At 69.6% G+C, this 14,342-nt stretch carries 14 protein-coding genes; 11 read left to right on the top strand and 3 right to left on the bottom strand.

Translation table 11 applies throughout. The features are described 5' to 3' along the window. Positions 1 to 65: 65 nt before the first annotated feature. Genes AB8998_RS08765 through AB8998_RS08725 form a run of 9 tightly spaced genes read left to right on the top strand, consistent with a single transcriptional unit; the run spans position 66 to position 7,853 of the window. A complete protein-coding gene (locus tag AB8998_RS08765) occupies positions 66 to 1,280 on the top strand; it encodes a cytochrome P450 (protein ID WP_369737523.1) in 1,215 nt (404 codons plus the stop codon). A 2-nt stretch (positions 1,281 to 1,282) separates the two neighbouring features. Further along, complete coding sequence (locus AB8998_RS08760; RefSeq protein ID WP_369737522.1) at positions 1,283 to 2,467, top strand: acyl-CoA dehydrogenase family protein; 1,185 nt, start codon at positions 1,283 to 1,285, stop codon at positions 2,465 to 2,467. Between the two features lie 17 nt (positions 2,468 to 2,484). Beyond that, positions 2,485 to 3,030, top strand: a complete 546-nt coding sequence (locus AB8998_RS08755) for an FAS1-like dehydratase domain-containing protein (protein ID WP_369737521.1) — start codon at positions 2,485 to 2,487, stop codon at positions 3,028 to 3,030. Next, positions 3,030 to 3,428 carry a Zn-ribbon domain-containing OB-fold protein gene (locus AB8998_RS08750; protein WP_369737520.1) on the top strand — a complete coding sequence of 133 codons (399 nt, stop codon included), beginning with the start codon at positions 3,030 to 3,032 and terminating at the stop codon, positions 3,426 to 3,428. Before AB8998_RS08755 ends, AB8998_RS08750 begins: the two co-directional genes overlap by 1 nt. Before the next feature lie 7 nt (positions 3,429 to 3,435). After that, complete coding sequence (locus tag AB8998_RS08745) at positions 3,436 to 4,551, top strand: acyl-CoA dehydrogenase family protein (RefSeq protein WP_369737519.1); 1,116 nt, start codon at positions 3,436 to 3,438, stop codon at positions 4,549 to 4,551. Next, entirely contained in the window at positions 4,548 to 5,003 is a 456-nt protein-coding gene (locus tag AB8998_RS08740; RefSeq protein WP_369737517.1) for a MaoC family dehydratase, read from the top strand. The genes AB8998_RS08745 and AB8998_RS08740 overlap by 4 nt, the downstream gene beginning before the upstream one ends. Further along, positions 5,000 to 6,166 (top strand): lipid-transfer protein, encoded by a 1,167-nt coding sequence (locus tag AB8998_RS08735; protein ID WP_369737516.1) that lies wholly within the window; start codon positions 5,000 to 5,002, stop codon positions 6,164 to 6,166. Before AB8998_RS08740 ends, AB8998_RS08735 begins: the two co-directional genes overlap by 4 nt. Before the next feature lie 11 nt (positions 6,167 to 6,177). Beyond that, complete coding sequence (locus tag AB8998_RS08730) at positions 6,178 to 7,248, top strand: zinc-binding dehydrogenase (RefSeq protein WP_369737515.1); 1,071 nt, start codon at positions 6,178 to 6,180, stop codon at positions 7,246 to 7,248. After that, positions 7,245 to 7,853 carry a TetR/AcrR family transcriptional regulator gene (locus tag AB8998_RS08725; RefSeq protein WP_369737514.1) on the top strand — a complete coding sequence of 203 codons (609 nt, stop codon included), beginning with the start codon at positions 7,245 to 7,247 and terminating at the stop codon, positions 7,851 to 7,853. The genes AB8998_RS08730 and AB8998_RS08725 overlap by 4 nt, the downstream gene beginning before the upstream one ends. Before the next feature lie 190 nt (positions 7,854 to 8,043). On the opposite strand, the gene AB8998_RS08720 is transcribed toward AB8998_RS08725, so the two are convergent. Beyond that, a complete protein-coding gene (locus AB8998_RS08720; protein WP_369737513.1) occupies positions 8,044 to 8,586 on the bottom strand; it encodes a TetR/AcrR family transcriptional regulator in 543 nt (180 codons plus the stop codon). Positions 8,587 to 8,780: 194 nt separating this feature from the next. Here AB8998_RS08720 and AB8998_RS08715 point away from each other — a divergent pair, with 194 nt between their 5' ends. Beyond that, positions 8,781 to 9,986 (top strand): cytochrome P450, encoded by a 1,206-nt coding sequence (locus AB8998_RS08715; RefSeq protein WP_369737512.1) that lies wholly within the window; start codon positions 8,781 to 8,783, stop codon positions 9,984 to 9,986. Between the two features lies 1 nt (position 9,987). On the opposite strand, the gene AB8998_RS08710 is transcribed toward AB8998_RS08715, so the two are convergent. Further along, complete coding sequence (locus AB8998_RS08710) at positions 9,988 to 10,956, bottom strand: proline dehydrogenase family protein (RefSeq protein ID WP_369737511.1); 969 nt, start codon at positions 10,954 to 10,956, stop codon at positions 9,988 to 9,990. Continuing rightward, complete coding sequence (gene pruA, locus AB8998_RS08705) at positions 10,956 to 12,587, bottom strand: L-glutamate gamma-semialdehyde dehydrogenase (RefSeq protein ID WP_369737510.1); 1,632 nt, start codon at positions 12,585 to 12,587, stop codon at positions 10,956 to 10,958. Before pruA ends, AB8998_RS08710 begins: the two co-directional genes overlap by 1 nt. 84 nt (positions 12,588 to 12,671) lie before the next feature. On the opposite strand from pruA, the gene AB8998_RS08700 reads away from it, so the two are divergent. Then, positions 12,672 to 14,273 (top strand): PucR family transcriptional regulator, encoded by a 1,602-nt coding sequence (locus AB8998_RS08700; RefSeq protein WP_369737509.1) that lies wholly within the window; start codon positions 12,672 to 12,674, stop codon positions 14,271 to 14,273. Positions 14,274 to 14,342 lie beyond the last annotated feature (69 nt).

Here is a 14,342-nt window from a genome sequence, read left to right as displayed (position 1 = left end):
TCTGCCCCGTTGACAGAGCTGTCCGCCTGGAGTAGACACAACGGCGCAAGACATATTGCATCAATATGTCGGATCTTCTGGTCAGGAGGCCTGCCGTGCAGACCACTTTGCCCGCTTCTTTGTTGCACTCCCCCGATTTCTACGCCGGCGACCCCTACCCGGCGTACCGGGAGCTGCGCGCGACCAACCCGGTCTGCTGGAACGATGTCACCAACTTCTGGGCGCTGCTGAAATACGAGGACATCCGGTTCGTGTCGGGCAACCCGGCCCTGTTCACCTCGACCAAGGGCATCACCATCCCCGACCCGCACATGGCCAATCCCGTGCAGGAGGGCAACCTCATCTTCACCGACCCGCCGCGGCACCGGCAGCTGCGCAAGCTGATCAACTCGGGCTTCACCCGGCGGCGCGTGGCGGTGCTCGAGCCCAAGATCCGCGAGATCGTGCGGGGCATCCTCGATCCCCTGCAGCCGGATTCGGTGCACGAGTTCGCCGAGGAGATCGCCGCCCCGCTGCCCACCCGGATGATCGCCGAGCTGATCGGCGCCCCGCCCGACGACTGGGAGCAGTTCCGGGCGTGGTCGGACGCGGCCACCGGAACCGCCGACCCGGAGATCGAACTCGACTCGATGGTCGCGATGGGCCAGCTCTACGAGTACTTCCAGAAGCTGATCGCGGCACGGCGCACCGAGCCCCGCGACGACCTGCTGTCGGTGCTGGCCGGCGCGGAGATCGACGGGCACCGCCTCACCGACGAGGACCTGCTCAACTTCGCATTCCTGCTGCTGGTCGCCGGCAACGAGACCACCCGCAACCTGATCGCGCTGGGCACGTGCGCGCTGATCGCCCACCCGGACCAATGCCGCCTGCTGGCCGACGATCCCGGCTTGATCCCTGGTGCGGTCGAGGAGATGCTGCGCTTCAACAGCCCGGTGGTCCACATGGCGCGCACCGCGACCGCCGACGTCGAGATCCGCGGCCGGCGCATCGCCGCGGGCGACGTCGTGGTGATGCTCTACGGGTCGGCCAACCGCGACGAGGACATCTTCGGCCCCGACGCCGAGCAGTTCAAGGTCACCCGCAACCCCAACCCGCACATCGCCTTCGGCTGTGGCGAACATTCCTGTGTGGGAGCGCAATTGGCGCGCCTGGAGGCGCGCGTACTGTTCGAGGAGGTGCTGCGCCGGTTTCCCCGGCTGGAGTTGGTGGGCGAGGTGGACCGGATGCGGGCCACCATGGTGCCCGGGGTCAAGCGCATGCCGGTACGGCTCGGGGCCTGACGGTGCACCTCGAGTACACGCCCGAGCAGGAACGGCTGCGCGCAGAGATCCGCGCGTCGTTGGAGCGGGTGATGACGCCCGAGCGGGCCGCCGCGGTCCGCGAACGCATGGAGGGTGGCCCGGAGGTCCGGGAGTGCATCCGCGCCCTGGCGGCGGCCGACCTGCTCGGGGTCGGCTGGCCCAAAGAGTACGGCGGGCGCGGCTTCTCGGCGATCGAGCAGTTCATCTTCGCCGAGGAGGCTCGCCGGGTCGACGCCCCGATCCCGCTGGTGACGCTCAACACGGTCGGGCCGACGCTGATGCAGTGCGGCACCGAGGAGCAGAAGCGCAAGTTCCTGCCGGCGATCCTGGACGGCAGCGTCGAGTTCGCGATCGGCTACTCCGAGCCCGGCGCCGGCAGCGACCTGGCCTCGATCCGCACCACGGCGGTGCGCGACGGCAACGAATACGTGATCAACGGCCAGAAGATGTTCACCAGCGGCGCCGCGTACGCCGACTATGTGTGGCTGGCCGTGCGCACCGACCCGGATGCCAAGAAGCACAAGGGCATTTCCATCCTCATCGTGCCCACCTCGTCGCCCGGGTTCTCCTGGCAGCCGCTGCACACCATGCCGGGCGTCTCGACGTTCTACACGTTCTACGACGACGTGCGAGTGCCGGTGAGCACGCTGGTGGGCGGCGAGAACCAGGGCTGGCAGCTGATCACCACGCAGTTGAACTTCGAGCGCGCGGCCCTGGGCAACCTCGCCGGGCTCGAGCCGCTGTTCGAGAAGACGCTGGACTGGGCCGCCACCACCGAACTCGACGGCGGCCGCGTCATCGACCAGCCGTGGGTGCGGCTCGCGCTCGCCCGCGTCGAGGCCCAGGTCGCCGCGTACAAACTGATCAACCTGCGGGTCAACGCCGCGATGACGAAGGGCGTGCTGAGTATGGGGGAAGCATCCGCGGCCAAGGTGTTCGGCACCGAACTGACCCAGCAGGTCGCCCGCCAGCTGCTGGAAGTGCTGGACCACAACGGGTTACGACGCGGCGCCGACGCCCCGCTGCGGGGCGCCCTGGAAGCCGCCTACCGGTTCGCGGTCATCAACACCTTCGGCGGCGGGGCCAACGAAATCCAGCGTGACATCATTGCCATGGCCGGGCTGGGCATGCCCCGCGCGCCGCGCGACCTTCGAGCCGCCACGTAGTCAGGAGGACCAACGCAGTGACCGACCCAGAAACCGTCAGCGCCAAGGTGCGGGCCCTCGTCGGCCAGCCCACCGGCGGCACCGGAGAGCCCTCGGTGGCGCCGGATCCGGTCAACCAGCCGATGATCCGGCACTGGGCTTACGCCATGGCCGACATGAACCCGGTCTACCTCGACCCGGAGTTCGCGGCGTCGTCCCGGTTCGGCGGCATCGTCTCGCCGCCGGTCATGCTGCAGACCTGGACGATGCCGTCACCCAAACTGGAAGGCATCGGCGAGCGGGGCGGCGCCCCGGTCGAGATCACCGGCAACCCAACGGCCTTCCTCGACGAGGCCGGCTACACCAGCACCGTCGCCACCAACTCGGAGTTCGAGATCGAGCGCTATCCCCGGCTGGGCGACGTCATCAGCGCCACGGCGGTCTACGAATCGGTCTCCGAGGAGAAGAAGACCGCGCTGGGCACCGGCTTCTTCCTGACCTGGCTGACCACCTACACCGACCAGAACGGTGAGGTGCTGGGGCGGCAGCGATTCCGGGTGCTGCGATTCAGGCCGGAACGCTGATGGCGGCCCGGCTGGCCCCGGCCATCAGCAAGGACACCGAGTTCTTCTGGAACGGCCTGCGTGAGCACAGGTTGCTGATCCAGCGCTGCGGCGGCTGCGGGGCGCTGCGCCACCCGCCCCGGCCGATGTGCCCGGCGTGCCGGTCGCTGGACTGGGAGGCGGTCGAGGCGAGCGGCCGCGGCACCGTCTACAGCTACGTGATGCCGCACGAACCCAAATTCCCCTTCTCCGAATACCCCTACATCGTCGCGCTGATCGAGCTCGCCGAGGGGGTGCGGCTGGTGTCGAACCTGTGCGACATCGACCCGGCCGACGTCACGGTCGGCATGGAAGTCGAGGTCTTCTACCAAGAATTCGACGACGGTTTGGTGCTGCACCAATTCCGGCCGGTGGGCTAGGCGCGCCATGGATTTCACGTTCACCGAAGAGCAGGAGACGATCGCCAAGCTCGCCCGCGACATTCTCGAGCGCCGCGCCACCCCTGAGCGCCTCACCGAACTCGAAGCCGGGGAGATCCGCCACGATGCGGGGCTCTGGCGCGAACTCGCGTCCGCCGACCTGTTGGGCACCGCGCTGCCGGAGCAGTTCGGCGGGAACGGCGGCGGCTTCGTCGAACTCGGCGTGTTGCTGGCCGAGGTGGGCTGGACCGTCGCGCCGGTGCCCGCGTACGCGACCCTGGTGCTGGGCGCCGACCCCATCGCCCGGCACGGCACGGCGCAGCAACGGCAACGCTACCTGCCCCACGTCGTCGCGGGCGCCCGCATGCTGACCGCCGCCCTGGCCGAGCCCGGCCGCTCCGATCCGACGAGTCCCGGCACCACCGCCCGCCGCGACGGTCCGCATTGGCGCCTCGACGGCATCAAGGAACTGGTGCCCGCCGCCCAGATCGCCGACACCGTCCTGGTCGCCGCCACCACCGACGACGGCGAGGCGGGCCTGTTCCTGCTGGCGACCGACGCTCCCGGCGTCGAGGTCCGGCCGGTGGCGACCACCGACCACGAACCGCACGCCGACGTGTTCCTGGACGGCGCAACGGTTTCCGAGCAAGACCGGCTCGACGCCACGCTCGACGACCTGCACACCCGCGCGCTCATCGGCCTGTGCGCCATCCAGCTCGGCGTCTGCGAGCGCGCACTGCGGCTGGCCGCCGACTACACCAGCGGGCGCGAGCAGTTCGGCCGGCCGATCGGCAGCTTCCAGGCGGTGCAGCAGCGGATGGCCGACGCGTTCATCGACGTCGAGGCGATCCGCTGGACCACCTGGCACGCGGCCTGGCTGGTCGCGAACGACCGGCCCGCGACGGAGGCCCGCCGGGCCGCCCGCATCGCGAAGTTCTGGGCCGCCGAGGCCGGCGCCCGCGTCGCCGCCACCGCCCAACAGGTGCACGGCGGCATCGGCATCGACGTCACCTATCCCCTGCACCGCTACTTCCTGTGGGCCAAGCACAACGAGCTCGCGCTCGGCCCCGCCTCCGCCCAGCTCGCCGCCATGGGCAGCGCTTACTCCGAAGGAAACCGATGACGACCGCCAAAACCCGCACCACCACGCTGCAGTGGGCCGATATCAACGTCGGCGACGAGGTGACGCCGCTCGAGGTCCCGATCACCACCACGATGATCGTCGCCGGCGCGATCGCGACCCGCGACTTCATGCCGGTGCACCACGACCGCGACTACGCCAACAAGCAGGGCTCGCCGAACCTGTTCATGAACATCCTGACCAGCAACGGCTACTGCGTGCGCTTCCTGACCGACTGGGCCGGGCCCGAGGCGATGGTCAAGAACCTCTCGATTCGCCTTGGGGTGCCGTGCTTTCCCGACGATCCGCTGCGGTTCACCGGCAGCGTGACCGGCAAGAGCGAGGCTTCGGGCGGAGAGAACTTCGTCGAGGTGACCTTCAAGGCGTCCAACAGCCTCGGCGACCACGTGTCGGGCACCGCGGTGCTCAGCCTGCTCGACGGGTCGGGGGCATGAGCGCGCTGCCCGGCGCCGCCGCGATCGTCGGGATCGGCCAGACCGAATTCTCCAAGGAATCCGGGCGCAGCGAACTGCAATTGGCGTGCGAGGCGGTCAGTGCCGCACTCGACGACGCCGGCCTGGCGCCCGCCGACGTCGACGGCATGGTCACCTTCACCATGGACTCCAGCGACGAGATCGACATCGCCCGCAATGTGGGCATCGGCGACCTGAGCTTCTTCTCCCGCGTGCATCACGGCGGCGGCGCGGCCTCGGGCACCGTGGTGCACGCGGCGATGGCCGTCGCCACGGGCGTGGCCGACGTGGTGGTGTGCTGGCGCGCGTTCAACGAACGCTCCGGCATGCGCTTCGGCGGCAGCGGGCGCACCGACCTGGGGACGCCGCTGTTCATGGCGCACTACGCGCCGTTCGGGCTGCTCACCCCCGCGGCGTGGGTCGCGATGCACGCGCAGCGCTACATGTCGACCTATGGGGTGACCAACGAGGACTTCGGCCGCATCGCGGTGGTGGACCGCAAGCACGCGGCGACCAACCCCGACGCCTGGTTCTACCAGCGCCCGATCACGCTGGAAGACCACCAGAATTCGCGCTGGATCATCGAACCCGTGCTGCGCCTGCTGGATTGCTGCCAGGAAAGCGACGGCGGGGTGGCGCTGGTGGTGACCAGCGCCGAACGCGCCCGCGACCTGCGCCAACCGCCGGCGATCATCACCGCGGCCGCCCAGGGCGCAGCGGCCAACGGCGAGATGATGACCAGCTACTACCGCGAGGACATCACCGGGCTGCCCGAGATGGGCGTGGTGGCCCAACGGCTTTGGCGCGATTCCGGCCTCAAGCCCCAAGACATCCAAACCGCGTTCATCTACGACCATTTCACGCCGTTCGTGTTCGCCCAATTGGAGGAGCTCGGCTTCTGCGGGCGCGGCGAGGCCAAGGACTTCGCCACCGTCGAACGGCTCTCGCTCGGTGGGGAGTTCCCGATCAACACCAACGGCGGGCTGCTCGGCGAGGCCTACATCCACGGGATGAACGGCATCACCGAGGGCGTGCGCCAGGTGCGCGGCACGTCCCACAACCAGGTCGACAACGTCGAGCACGTCCTCGTCACGTCGGGAACCGGAGTGCCCACCAGCGGCCTGATCCTCGCACCGGCCGGCTAGGAGGGACCCCGATGCCCACGCTCGCGCTGCTGACCGCACCCGGCGGCCCGATCGAGCTGGCCGAATTCCCGCTGTCGGACCCGGCGCCGGGGACGGCCGCGCTGAAGCTGCGGGTGGCGGGGATCTGCGGATCAGATCTGCACATCTTCCGGGGCGAGCTGCCATTGCCGTGCCCGTTCGCCATGGGCCACGAAATGGTCGGCGAGATAGCCGAACTCGGGGCGGGGCTGACCACCGACGCCACCGGCCAACCGCTGGCGGTCGGCGATCGCGTCGTGACACCGTACTTCTGGTTCTGCGGCTCATGCCACGCCTGCTCGCGGGGACGCCCCCACGCCTGCCAGAACCTGATGGCCGGCGAGTACCGCACCCACGACCAGGAGCCGCACTTCATCGCCGCGCACGCCGAGTACTACTACACCAGCGCGCGCCAGCCGCTGTACAAGGTCCCCGACGGCCTCGCCGACGAGGCCGTCGCGCCGCTCAATTGCGCACTCTCCCAGGTGCTGTTCGCGCTGCGCGACGTGCGCCTCGGCGACACCGTCGTCATCCAGGGCGCCGGCGGGCTGGGCATCAACGCCGCCGCCGTCGCGCGCACGGCGGGCGCCGCGGCGGTGATCGTCATCGACAAGATCCCCCAACGGCTCGACGTCGCCGCCGATTTCGGCGCCACCCACTGTCTGGACGCCGGCGGTCTGTCGGCCGCCGAGCTCACCGAGCGGGTCCACGGGCTCACCGACGGCATCGGGGCCGACTGGGTGCTCGAGGTCGTCGGCGTGCCGGCGGTCATCCCGGACGGCATCGGCTTCCTCAACAACGGGGGCACGCTGCTAGAGGTCGGCAACGTCGGGATGGGCCGCACCTTCGAACTCGACCCGAGCGTCCTGGTCTACGGCAACAAGTCCGTGCGCGGGGTGATGTTCTACGACCCGGTCACGCTGGCAGTCGGCCTGTCCTTCCTGCAGCACACCAGCTTTCCGTTTCACCGGTTGCTGCCCAGGCCCTTCCGCCTCGCCGACATCAACGCCGCCTACGCCGCCGCCGATACGGGGTCGATGCCCAGGGGCGCGCTGGTGCCATGACGACCCAGGTTCAGGCCACCGAGACGCGCGAACTGATCGTCGAATCGGCGTATGCCTGTTTCGGCAAGCAGGGGCTGCAGAAGGCGACGATCGTCGACATCGCCAAGAAGGCCGGCGTGTCGCGCAGCACGGTCTACGAGTACTTCAGCGACAAGGCCGCGATCGTCGAGGCGTGCGCCGAACACGCCTCCGAGCGGTTCTACCGCGAGATGTCCAAGGCGATGGACCAGGGCGGCTCACTCGAGGACAAGCTCAGCCGCGCCGCGGTGTTCGTCACCCAGGCCCGCCGGGTCATCGCCGCCGAGCGGTACTTCGACGAGGACGCGGTCAGCCTGCTGCTCACCAAGGATGCCGCCGTGCTGCTGCGCGAGTGCGTCGACTTCTTCAAGCCCTACCTGTCGGCGGCCAGGCTGACCGGAGAGGTGCGCAAGGACCTCGACGTGGAGGCCGCCGGCGAATGGTTCGCGCGGATCCTGTTCTCGCTGTTCAGCACGCCGTCGTCCACCCTGGACATGGAAAACCCCGAAGTGGCAGCGGATTTCGTGCGCGCGCACGTGGTGCGCGGATTCGCCGGCGACCGCTCGCGGCCGAAGCGCGCCCACTGACCGGCGCCGGCCGCTGGCATCCCGCGTTGTGCGACGCATCCTGACGCCCGCGCGGCCGGGCTGGATCCGAAGACGCCGCTCACGTGCGATCCGCAGGTTTTCGACGTGCTGCACACCGCCATCGAGGACGCACCGAAAGCGCTCGGCGCCGCCGGCCGCCTGATCTCGGCCGGCTTCGGGTGTGACGGGTTCACACCAGGCGGCCGAGGAAGCGTCGCACCATGGCGCGTTCGGCGGCGGCGTCTTTGTGGGGCCAGCACCACAACGCCAGGAAGACGCGGATGAGCCACTGCGCCTGGAGCGGATCCGGGCTGTCGTGGCCCAGCATTTCGGCGGCGAGGCCGGTGACGATCGGCGAATCGGTGATCCAGTCGCTGACCGGAGCAACGTGCATCGACCGCATGAGCTGGGCAAGTGGATCCGATCGAAGGCGTTGCAGCGCAACGATGGTGGCGGTCACCACCCGGTCCGGGCCTTGGAGGTCTTTGATCGCTTCGCGCACCGTGTCCAGGATGCGCGCGGACTGGATCGCCACGACCGCGTCGCGGATGGCCGCCTTGCCGCCCGCGTGCCGGTAGATCGTCGCCGGCGAGCAGTGGACCGTGGCCGCCAGCGCCTCGATGGTGAAGGCCTCGTAGCCGCGCCGGGCGATGAGGTCGGCGGCGGCCGCGTAGATGCGTGTCGTGGCTTCGCTGCGGCGGTCCCGTCCCACCAGCCAATCGTCGCGTGGCATCCAACCAGTCTCCTCGCATCGAAAGCCGCCGAAATTCTTCTCGCAACTTGAGAATTTTCGCAACGTTTTTCTCAGCCTAACGCGCTGATCGGTCCGGATGGTTGAGTGCGGCCGCGCCCGGGCCAGCCCGGGGCGTCTCTCAACTTCGTCGCGCCCCGTTGACGCCGCCGGCGGACGCATCTCAGCCTGAACCCATGACGGTCCTCACCGATCCGGTCGAATTCTTCGGCGCCGCCGCGTTGCAGGACCCGTATCCGCTCTATGAGCGGATGCGCGCGGAGGCACCGGTGCACCGCATCGGCGACTCGGTGTTCTATGCCGTGTGCGGCTGGGACGCGGTGACCGAGGCGATCGAGCGGGTCGGGGACTTCTCGTCGAACCTCACCGCGACCATGGTCTACCGCGACGACGGCAGCGTCACCCCGTTCGACATGGGGCCGCCGGGAGGTCCGTCTCACGCGCTGGCCACCGCGGACGATCCGGTGCATGCGGTGCATCGCAGACTCCTGCTGCCGCACCTGTCGGCGAAGCGGGTGCGCATCATCGAGGAGTTCGCCACCGAGACCGCCGAGCTGCTCTGGGAACAGAACCTGCAAGAGGGTCACATCGAGTGGATGGGCGCGGTGGCCAACCGGCTGCCCATGATGGTCGTCGCCAAGCTGTTGGGCCTGCCCGCCGGTGACGTCGACGAACTCATCCGCCTGGGCTACGCCACCACCACACTGCTCGACGGGGTCGTCACCCCCGATCAACTCGACGCCGCCGGCATGGCGGCGATCGAGCTGTCCGCCTACGTCATGGAGCACTTCGAAAAGCCGAGCAGCAACGGCCTGATCGCCGACCTGGCCGCGCGCTACGCGTCGGGCGAGCTGGAGCAGCTCCCGGCGCTGGGCATCATGCTCACGCTGTTCAGCGCCGCCGGCGAGTCGACCGCCTCACTGCTGGGCAGCGCGGCCTGGATCCTCGCGGATCGCCCCGAGATCCAACGGCAGCTGCGTGAGAACCCCGAATTGTTGGGCGCTTTCATCGAGGAGACGTTGCGGTTCGAATCACCGTTTCGCGGCCACTACCGGCACGTGTGGCGCGACACCACCCTGGCCGGGGTCGCGGTGCCCGCCGATACCCACCTGCTCCTCATGTGGGGCGCGGCAAACCGCGACCCGGCGCACTTCGAGGCTCCCGACGAATTCCGCCTCGACCGCGGCACAGCCAAGGGCCACATCACGTTCGGCAAGGGTGTGCACTTCTGCGTGGGAGCCGCTCTGGCACGCCTGGAGGCCCGGATCGTGCTACGCGTGCTGTTGGAACGCACGACCTGGATCGAGGCCGCCGACATCGGGGAATGGTTGCCCAGCATCCTGGTCCGGCGGCGCAACCGGCTGCGGCTGGCCATCCGGTGACTCAGTGACCGCGAGACGCCAGCGCCCTCAGGAAGAACGTCAGGTTGGCGGGCCGCTCGGCCAGCCGCCGCATGAAGTAGCCGTACCACTGGTCGCCGAACGGCACGTACACGCGCACCCGGTTGCCGGCGGCGACCAGTCGCCGCTGTTCGTCGTCGCGGATGCCGAACAGCATCTGGTGTTCGAAATCGTCTACCCCACGGCCGGATTCGCGGGCCAGCGACGGGACCGCCTCGATGACGGCGGGATCGTGGGAAGCCACCATCGGGTAGCCCGAGCCGCCCATCAGCACCCGCAGGCAGCGCAGGTAGGAGTCGGTGACCGCGGCGGGGTCGCGGTAGGCCACCGACGCCGGTTCGTCGTAGGCGCCCTTGCACAGCCGGATCCGCGCTCCCGCTGCGGCGAATTCCGCGCAGTCCCTGGGCGTGCGGCGCAGGTATGCCTGTAAAACGGTTCCCAGCCAAGGGAAATCGGCCCGCAGGTCGCGCACGATCGTCAGCGTGGAATCCGTCGTCGTGTGGTCCTCGGCGTCCACCGTCACCCACACCCCGGCACGCTGCGCCGCTTCGCAGATCGCAAAGGCGTTCTCCCGGGCGATCTTCTCGCCGTCGCGCTCGAGCGACTGCCCCAGCGCCGACAGCTTCAGCGACACCTCCAGGGGCCGTGCGCCGTCCTCGACGCGGTCGTCGAGCCGGCCCAGCCTGCCGATCAGGTCCAGGTACACCTGCACCGCCGCCTCGGCGTCGTCGATGCCGGTCACGTCCTCACCGAGGTGGTCGACGCTGACGTAGAGCCCCGAGTCGCGCAGCGCGGCGACACTGGTCAACACCGAGCCGATCGTCTCCCCGGGCACGAACCGCCGCACCACCTTGCGGGTGATTGGCAGCCGTTCGGCGATGCGGCGCAACCCCTGTCGCCGGCCGGCCGACAGGATCGCCGGGCGCACCGTGTTGGCGAAGACCCCGCCCATCAGTCGGATTCCATGTGCGGGTAACTGTGGTGGGTCGGCGGGACGAACGTCTCCTTGATGGTGCGTGCCGACACCCAGCGCACCATGTTCAGCAGCGATCCGGCCTTGTCGTTGGTACCCGAGCCCCGCGACCCGCCGAACGGCTGGCGCCCGACCACCGCCCCGGTCGGTTTGTCGTTGACGTAGAAGTTGCCGGCCGTGAACCGCAGCCGGTCCTGCGCCGTCAGCACCGCGCGCCGGTCGTCGGCGATGACCGCTCCAGTCAGCGCGTAGCGAGAGCCGGTGTCGACCACGCCGAGGATGCGCTCGTACTGGTCGTCGGGATAGACGTGCACCGACAGTATCGGCCCGAAGTATTCGGTCGAGAAGGATTCGTCGGTCGGATCGTCGGACAGCAGCACGGTCGGCCGCACGAAATAGCCCTCGCTGTCGTCGTATTCACCGCCCACGGCGATGGTCACGCCGGCGGCGCCCTTGGCGCGCTCGATGGCGTTGACGTGCTTGGTGAAGGCGCGGCGGTCGATCACGGCGCCACCGAAGTTGGTCAGGTCGGTGACGTCCCCGTAGCGCAGCGCCGCCGCCTCGCCCAGGAAGTCCTCACCCATGCGCTGCCACACCGAATGCGGGATGAAGGCCCGCGACGCCGCGGAGCACTTCTGGCCCTGGTAGTCGAACGCGCCGCGGATCAGGGCCGTCGACAGCACCTGCGGGTCGGCCGAGGTGTGTGCGACGACGAAGTCCTTGCCCCCGGTCTCACCGACTAGCCGCGGATAGCTTTGGTAACGGCCGATGTTGGCGCCCACCTGTTGCCACAGATGGCCGAAGGTGGCCGTGGACCCGGTGAAGTGGATGCCGGCCAGCCGCGGATCGGCCAGCGCCACGTCGGAGACCGCGAATCCGTCCCCGGTGACCAGGTTGATCACCCCGGGCGGCAATCCGGCGGCCTCGAGCAGTTGCATGCTCAGGTAGGCCGCCAGCGTCTGGGTGATCGACGGCTTCCACACGACGGTGTTGCCCATCAGCGCCGGGGCCGACGGCAGGTTCGCCGCGATCGAGGTGAAGTTGAACGGGGTGACGGCGTAGACGAAACCGTCCAGCGGGCGGTAGTCGCTGCGGTTCCACTCGCCCGGCCCGCTGAGCGGCTGCTGGTCGAGGATCTGACGCGCGAACGCGACGTCGAAGCGCCAGAAGTCGATGAGTTCGCACACCGCGTCGATCTCGGCCTGGTACGGCGACTTGGACTGGCCGAGCATCGTCACGGCGGCCAACTTCTCCCGCCACGGTCCCGCGAGCAGGTCGGCCGCGCGCAAGAAGACCGCGGCGCGTTCCTCGAAGGGCATTGCCGCCCAGTCGTTTTTGGCGGCTGTCGCGGCCTCGACCGCCGCGGTGGCCTCCGCGTGCCCGGCATTGGTCAGCGTCCCCAGCTTCGCGGCGTGCCGGTGCGGCTGCACGACGTCGATCCGCTCGCCGTCGCCCATCAGGTGCTTGCCGCCGATCACGTGGGGAAGGTCGATGGGGTGGTCGGCCACCGCGGCCAGCTCGGCGACCAACCGGGCGCGTTCCGGGGAACCGGGGGCGTAGTCGTGGACCGGTTCGTTGGCGGGTACTGGCACGTGGGTGATCGCATCCATGCCTGCCAGGGTCCCTGCCGCCGTCGTCGATATGTTTGTCTGATCGGACAGGATTGGTCGGGCTTGGTAGTAAAATCCGACAATATGCGGGCGGCTGGTGTCGGACTTGGTCAGTTGCTGCTCGCGTTGGATGCGACCCTGGTCAGCCTGGTGGGGGCACCTCGCGGCCTGGACCTGCCGGTGGGCTCGGCGGCGCTGATCGATTCCGACGACGTGCGGCTGGGCCTGGCGGCGGCGGCCGGTTCGGCCGACATTTTCTTCCTGCTCGGCGTCGCCGACGACGAGGCGCTGCGCTGGGTGGACAAGCAGGCGCGCGAGCGCGTGCCCGTGGCGATCTTCGCCAAGGAGCCCTCCGACGCGCTGGTGACCAGGGCGGTGGCCGCCGGGTCGGCGGTGGTGGCCGTGGAACCGCGGGCCCGCTGGGAGCGGCTCTACCAGCTGGTCAACCACGTGCTGGAGCATCACGGGGACCGCACCGACCCGGCGGACGACTCGGGCACCGACCTGTTCGGGCTGGCGCAGTCGCTGGCCGACCGCATCCACGGCATGGTCAGCATCGAGAACGCCGAATCCCAGGTGCTCGCGTATTCGGCCTCCAACGACGAGGCCGACGAGCTGCGCCGGCTCTCCATCCTGGGCAGGGCCGGCCCGCCGGAGCACCTCAAGTGGATCGGCCAGTGGGGCATCTTCGATGCGCTGCGCGCCGGCGGCGGGGTGGTGCGTGTCGACGAGCGCCCGGCGCTGGGGCTGCGCCCGCGCCTGGCGGTCGGGATCTACCAGCCGGCGGCCGACGCGCGCCGCGCCCCGGTGTTCGCCGGCACCATCTGGGTGCAGCAGGGTGCGCGGCCGCTGGCCGACGACGCCGAGGAGGTGCTGCGGGGAGCGGCGGTATTGGCCGCGCGGATCATGGCGCGGCTGGCGGCGCGGCCGTCGACGCAGACCCGCCGGCTGCAGCAGCTGCTGGGCCTGACCGACGGCGAGCCCGCCGACGTGCCCGCCGTCGCCGCCGAGCTCGGCCTGACCGTCGACGGCAGTGCCGTGCTGATCGGGTGGGATACCGCGGACACCACCATGCCCCGCCCCCCGCGGCTGTCCGACGTCGTGGCGTTGAGCGCCAGTGCATTTCGCGGCGACGCCCGGGTGGCCTCACACGGCTCACGGATCTATGTGCTGTTGCCGCAGACCGCGACGACGCGGTCGGTCACCTCCTGGGTCCGCGGCACGATCGGCGCTCTGCGCGCCGAGCTCGGTATCGAGCTGCGGGCCGCCATCGCGGCGCCGGTCGCGGGTCTGGCGGCTGTCGCGGGCGCGCGCGCCGAGGTGGACCGCGTGCTCGACAGCGCCGAGCGCCACCCGGTCTCGATCGGGCAGGTCACGTCGCTGGCCGAGGCACGCACCACCGTCCTGCTCGACGAGATCGTCACCGTGGTCGCCGCCGAGAAACGGTTGGTGGATCCGTGGATACGCGACCTGCACGCTCAGGACCCGGCGCTGGCCGAGACCCTCCGCGTCTACCTCGACAGCTTCGGCGACGTCGGCGCCGCGGCGCGGGCGCTGCAGGTGCATCCCAACACCGTGCGTTACCGGGTGCGGCGGATCGAGAGACTGCTGTCGGTCTCACTGGCCGATCCCGAAGCGCGCCTTTTGTTTTCGCTCGCGCTGCGTGTCATGGAAAGATCGCCTTAGCAGCAAGGCAGATCCGCAGCCAGCATCACCGTCGACTGCACGGTTCCATCGATTCCGCCGACGGTAGGA

Origin of the sequence: Mycobacterium sp. HUMS_12744610, from assembly GCF_041206865.1 — a bacterium.
GTDB classification, from domain to species: Bacteria; Actinomycetota; Actinomycetes; order Mycobacteriales; family Mycobacteriaceae; genus Mycobacterium; species Mycobacterium servetii.
The sequence above is the reverse complement of the archived record's forward strand: the minus strand, read 5'-3'. Positions and strand labels throughout refer to the sequence as shown.

Coding starts and splice junctions, on each gene's coding strand:
- AB8998_RS08765 (WP_369737523.1), top strand. CDS start 66: ATGTCGGATCTTCTGGTCAGGAGGCCTGCCGTGCAGACCACTTTGCCC.
- AB8998_RS08750 (WP_369737520.1), top strand. CDS start 3,030: ATGGCGGCCCGGCTGGCCCCGGCCATCAGCAAGGACACCGAGTTCTTC.
- AB8998_RS08745 (WP_369737519.1), top strand. CDS start 3,436: ATGGATTTCACGTTCACCGAAGAGCAGGAGACGATCGCCAAGCTCGCC.
- AB8998_RS08740 (WP_369737517.1), top strand. CDS start 4,548: ATGACGACCGCCAAAACCCGCACCACCACGCTGCAGTGGGCCGATATC.
- AB8998_RS08735 (WP_369737516.1), top strand. CDS start 5,000: ATGAGCGCGCTGCCCGGCGCCGCCGCGATCGTCGGGATCGGCCAGACC.
- AB8998_RS08730 (WP_369737515.1), top strand. CDS start 6,178: ATGCCCACGCTCGCGCTGCTGACCGCACCCGGCGGCCCGATCGAGCTG.
- AB8998_RS08725 (WP_369737514.1), top strand. CDS start 7,245: ATGACGACCCAGGTTCAGGCCACCGAGACGCGCGAACTGATCGTCGAA.
- AB8998_RS08720 (WP_369737513.1), bottom strand. CDS start 8,586: ATGCCACGCGACGATTGGCTGGTGGGACGGGACCGCCGCAGCGAAGCC.
- AB8998_RS08715 (WP_369737512.1), top strand. CDS start 8,781: ATGACGGTCCTCACCGATCCGGTCGAATTCTTCGGCGCCGCCGCGTTG.
- AB8998_RS08710 (WP_369737511.1), bottom strand. CDS start 10,956: ATGGGCGGGGTCTTCGCCAACACGGTGCGCCCGGCGATCCTGTCGGCC.
- pruA (WP_369737510.1), bottom strand. CDS start 12,587: ATGGATGCGATCACCCACGTGCCAGTACCCGCCAACGAACCGGTCCAC.
- AB8998_RS08700 (WP_369737509.1), top strand. CDS start 12,672: ATGCGGGCGGCTGGTGTCGGACTTGGTCAGTTGCTGCTCGCGTTGGAT.